This window comes from Metallibacterium sp. (assembly GCF_054637675.1).
On sequence record NZ_JBTSRB010000103.1, the window covers coordinates 1 to 3,181 of the forward strand.

The 3,181-nt window shown below is 64.6% G+C and carries 6 protein-coding genes; 1 reads left to right on the forward strand and 5 read right to left on the reverse strand.

The annotated features are described in order from the left end of the window. Positions 1-340: 340 nt before the first annotated feature. Positions 341-1,282, forward strand: coding sequence for an IS1595 family transposase (locus tag ACYDAT_RS15890; RefSeq protein WP_461451397.1), 942 nt, complete (start codon positions 341-343; stop codon positions 1,280-1,282). 276 nt (positions 1,283-1,558) lie between these two features. On the opposite strand, the gene ACYDAT_RS15895 is transcribed toward ACYDAT_RS15890, so the two are convergent. The 5 genes from ACYDAT_RS15895 to ACYDAT_RS15915 all read right to left on the reverse strand — a co-directional run. Continuing rightward, positions 1,559-1,852, reverse strand: a complete 294-nt coding sequence (locus tag ACYDAT_RS15895) for a hypothetical protein (RefSeq protein ID WP_461451398.1) — start codon at positions 1,850-1,852, stop codon at positions 1,559-1,561. Further along, positions 1,849-1,995, reverse strand: a complete 147-nt coding sequence (locus tag ACYDAT_RS15900) for a hypothetical protein (RefSeq protein WP_461451400.1) — start codon at positions 1,993-1,995, stop codon at positions 1,849-1,851. Before ACYDAT_RS15900 ends, ACYDAT_RS15895 begins: the two co-directional genes overlap by 4 nt. Before the next feature lie 92 nt (positions 1,996-2,087). Then, positions 2,088-2,420 carry an addiction module antidote protein gene (locus tag ACYDAT_RS15905; RefSeq protein WP_461438868.1) on the reverse strand — a complete coding sequence of 111 codons (333 nt, stop codon included), beginning with the start codon at positions 2,418-2,420 and terminating at the stop codon, positions 2,088-2,090. After that, on the reverse strand, positions 2,380-2,706 hold the full coding sequence (locus ACYDAT_RS15910; RefSeq protein ID WP_461451402.1) for a type II toxin-antitoxin system RelE/ParE family toxin: 327 nt from the start codon (positions 2,704-2,706) through the stop codon (positions 2,380-2,382). The genes ACYDAT_RS15905 and ACYDAT_RS15910 overlap by 41 nt, the downstream gene beginning before the upstream one ends. A gap of 93 nt (positions 2,707-2,799) precedes the next feature. After that, positions 2,800-3,181, reverse strand: a 382-nt coding sequence (locus tag ACYDAT_RS15915) for a tyrosine-type recombinase/integrase (RefSeq protein ID WP_461451404.1), incomplete at its 5' end; no start/stop codon positions are given.

The following is a 3,181-nucleotide window of genomic DNA, read 5'->3' on the forward strand; positions in this document are numbered from 1 at the left end:
TCGCGCCGCGTCTGCTTGCGCTTGCCCGCGTACTCGGCCTCGGAAAAGCTCATCTGGGTCATCGGCGGCGCGCTCGCGGGAGGGACTTCACTCAGACCGCAACCGCGGGGACTTGTTCAGAGTTTCCTTAGAAATCCTCACTGCTCTACCAGTAGAATTTGCGACGGATCTTGCGGTTGCCACGAGAACAACATCAGACCACCTGATTACCCACTTGTCGCAGCCTTTGATACGCGCGGGTCGTAGCGTGCAACCACCTGATCCAGCGAGGGTTGCACCATGGCCAAGAACGAAATCCAGTTGACCAGCCTGCGGCTGTTGAAAAGCGCCTCAGCCCGGCATGAGCCTGCCGGCTTTCCTCGAACGCTACGGCACCGAAGCCCAGTGCCGCGATGCCCTGATGCGGATGTGCCGCGAAGCCAATCCCTGTTCGGGACGCTGGCCCGGCGGATTCCGTTGCCCACACTGCGGGCATGCCGGTCACTGCCAGCTGCGCGGTCGCCCTGTGCTCCAGTGCAACCGCTGCAAGCGTCAGGCCTCGCTGACCGCCGGCACCCTGTTCGAGCGCACCCACTTGCCGCTGCGGACCTGGTTCCTGGCGATCTACCTGCTGACCCAGCACAAGAATGGCATCTCGGCTTTGAGCTTGCGCCGGCAGCTCGGTGTCAATGCCAATACCGCCTGGCTGATCAAGCACAAGCTGATGCAGACCATGATCGAGCGCGATGACACCAAGCCGCTGGCCGGCATCGTCCAGCTGGACGATGCCTACTGGGGCGGTGAGCGCCATGGCGGCCCGACCGGCCGCGGCAGCCCGGGCAAAACCCCATTCGTGGCTGCCGTGCAGATCACTGCGCAAGGCTTTCCCATGGCGATGCGCATGGACGTAGTGCCGGGCTTCCGCAAGACCGCGTTGGCGCAGTGGGCGCGGCGCCATCTGGCGCCGGGCACGGCCGTCGTCTCGGATGGCCTCAACTGCTTCCCCGGCGTCACCGCCGCCGACTGCACGCACGTGCCGCTGGTCACCGGCGGCGGTCCGGCCAGCGTGGCGCATCCGATGTTCCAGTGGGTCAACACCGTGCTCGGCAACGTCAAGAACGCCCTGCACGGCACCTACCACGCGCTGAAGCCCAAGTACCTGCAACGCTATCTCTCCGAGTTCTGCTATCGCTTCAACCGCCGCTTCAAGCTGCAAGACCTGATCCCACGCCTCATCTATGCTGCCGCCCACACCTCGCCGCTGCCGCACCGGCTGCTAACCATGGATGGCTTAGCTGGGTAATCAGGTCAGACCATGTCTACGTTGCCCGCCATTACGTCCGCCAAGCCGAGTCGATGTTGGGGCCTGATCTCAGGGAGGCGGCTGCGCTTTTGCAAAGCGATGCGCGGGAATTCTCGAAAGTCAAAAGCAGGTATGTGACCGAAGTGCCAAAGACATGACTGGGGCAGCCACGCTAGTAAAGTGTGCCGTTGGCCGGCTCAGCCCGAACGCGCGGCGATCTCGTGACCCAGCTTGCCTAAATCCATAGGCTATCGTGCACTTTAATCAACGCATACTTCAGCGCAGCAAGCGTCGCAGGTAGACGTTTCCCCGCTCGGCCAGTTGCGCATCGCGGGCGCAGTGGCGCTCGAAAGTACGCCGGCGCATGCCCTTGGGCTTGGCGGGTTCGCTGAATAGGTCGCTGAAGTTGTCGCCCAGCTTGCGGCGGATGGCCCAGCGTTGTTCCAGGATACGGTCGCAGCCACTTGCACGCTGGCTGGCGTAGGTCGGGCGCGGGCGGATGGAATCACGCGCGCAAAACTGATCGATGCTGTTCCACTTGTACAGCGCCAGCACGCGTTGTCCGGTCACGGGGGAAGTGCGCGAACGACTCTTGCGGCTTCATAAAACGTCGCGGCGCGCTGCACCTCGGAAGGCATCGGCTGCTGGCTATAGATCCGGTGCAGCAGCGGTTCGGGAATGATGTCCAGCGAATCGACTGGCTTGGATTTCACAGGCACCTTCCCCGCGCCCTTCAAAGGATCGCCACGGCAGCCGGTGAAGGTGGCCGGTGTTCGGGGATCAGCCTAGCCGTGGCGAAACGGAATCAGGCGTGCTTGCGTGCGTGCTCGGGCATTGGCACCAATGTCAGGCGCAGCCCGAAGGCGCCCAGGATCGCGCCCAGCGTATCCAGGCGCGGGTTGCCCTTGGCCGACAGCGTGCGATACAGCGTTTCGCGGCTTAGGCCTGTACGGCGCGCCAGCTCAGCCATGCCCAGCACGTCGGCGGCGGTGCGCAGCGCAATGGGCAGTGCGCGATGGTCGCCATCGGCCAAGGCCTCGGCCAGAAAGCCGGCCAGGTCATCCGCGCGCAGAAACCGCGCGGCGTCGAAGGGGACGCTAGCGGCGGCCTTGGTAGTCTTTCCAGTAGTCGCGTGCATGCTCGATGTCCTTCGTTTGCGTGCGCTTGTCGCCCGCGCACAACAGCAACACCAGCGCGGCGCCATCCTGTCCGCAATAGACCCGGTAGCCCGGCCCGGTGTCGATCCGCAATTCAAACAGCCCGGCGCCAAGTGCTTTCCAGTCGCCTCGGTTGCCGGCCTGCATGCGCACGATGCGCGCCATGATGGCTTGCAGCGCGCGGCGGTCGCGCAAGTCGGCCAGCCATTCGGCAAACGGGCTGCGCCCGTCCGCGGTTTGATACTGGCGGACCTCGACCGTTGCCATTGTAGCTTAAAAACTACGGCGCTGGCTTGCGCCGGATCGGCACCACGTTCGCGCCATTGCGCAGCGCGTCCAGATAGTCGGCCCATGCCTGCATCATCCTGCGCCGTTCGAGCAGGTGTTCGGCATAGTCGTAGGCGGCGCGCACCGCGTCACGCCGGCATGCGCAAGCTGGCGTTCGATGGCGTCGCGATTCCAGCCTTGCTCGTTCAGCAGCGTGCTGGCCATCGATCGGAAGCCGTGGCCGGTCATGGTCTGGCCGTCGTAGCCCAGCGCCCGCAGGGCGACCGTGATGGCATTCTCGGACATGCAGTGCGCGGCGCCGCGCGGTGAAGGGAACACGTACTTGCCGCGCCCGGTCAGCGGCTGCAGATCGCGCAGGATGGCGATGGCTTGCGTACTCAGCGGCACGATATGCGGCGCGCGCATCTTCATCTTGTGCGCCGGGATGCGCCACTCGGCCTTGTCGAAGTCGATC

What these genes read in the sequence shown, in the direction of transcription:
- ACYDAT_RS15890 (WP_461451397.1), top strand. Translation starts at nt 341, where the DNA reads ATGAGCCTGCCGGCTTTCCTCGAACGCTACGGCACCGAAGCCCAGTGC.
- ACYDAT_RS15905 (WP_461438868.1), bottom strand. Translation starts at nt 2,420, where the DNA reads ATGCACGCGACTACTGGAAAGACTACCAAGGCCGCCGCTAGCGTCCCC.
- ACYDAT_RS15910 (WP_461451402.1), bottom strand. Translation starts at nt 2,706, where the DNA reads ATGGCAACGGTCGAGGTCCGCCAGTATCAAACCGCGGACGGGCGCAGC.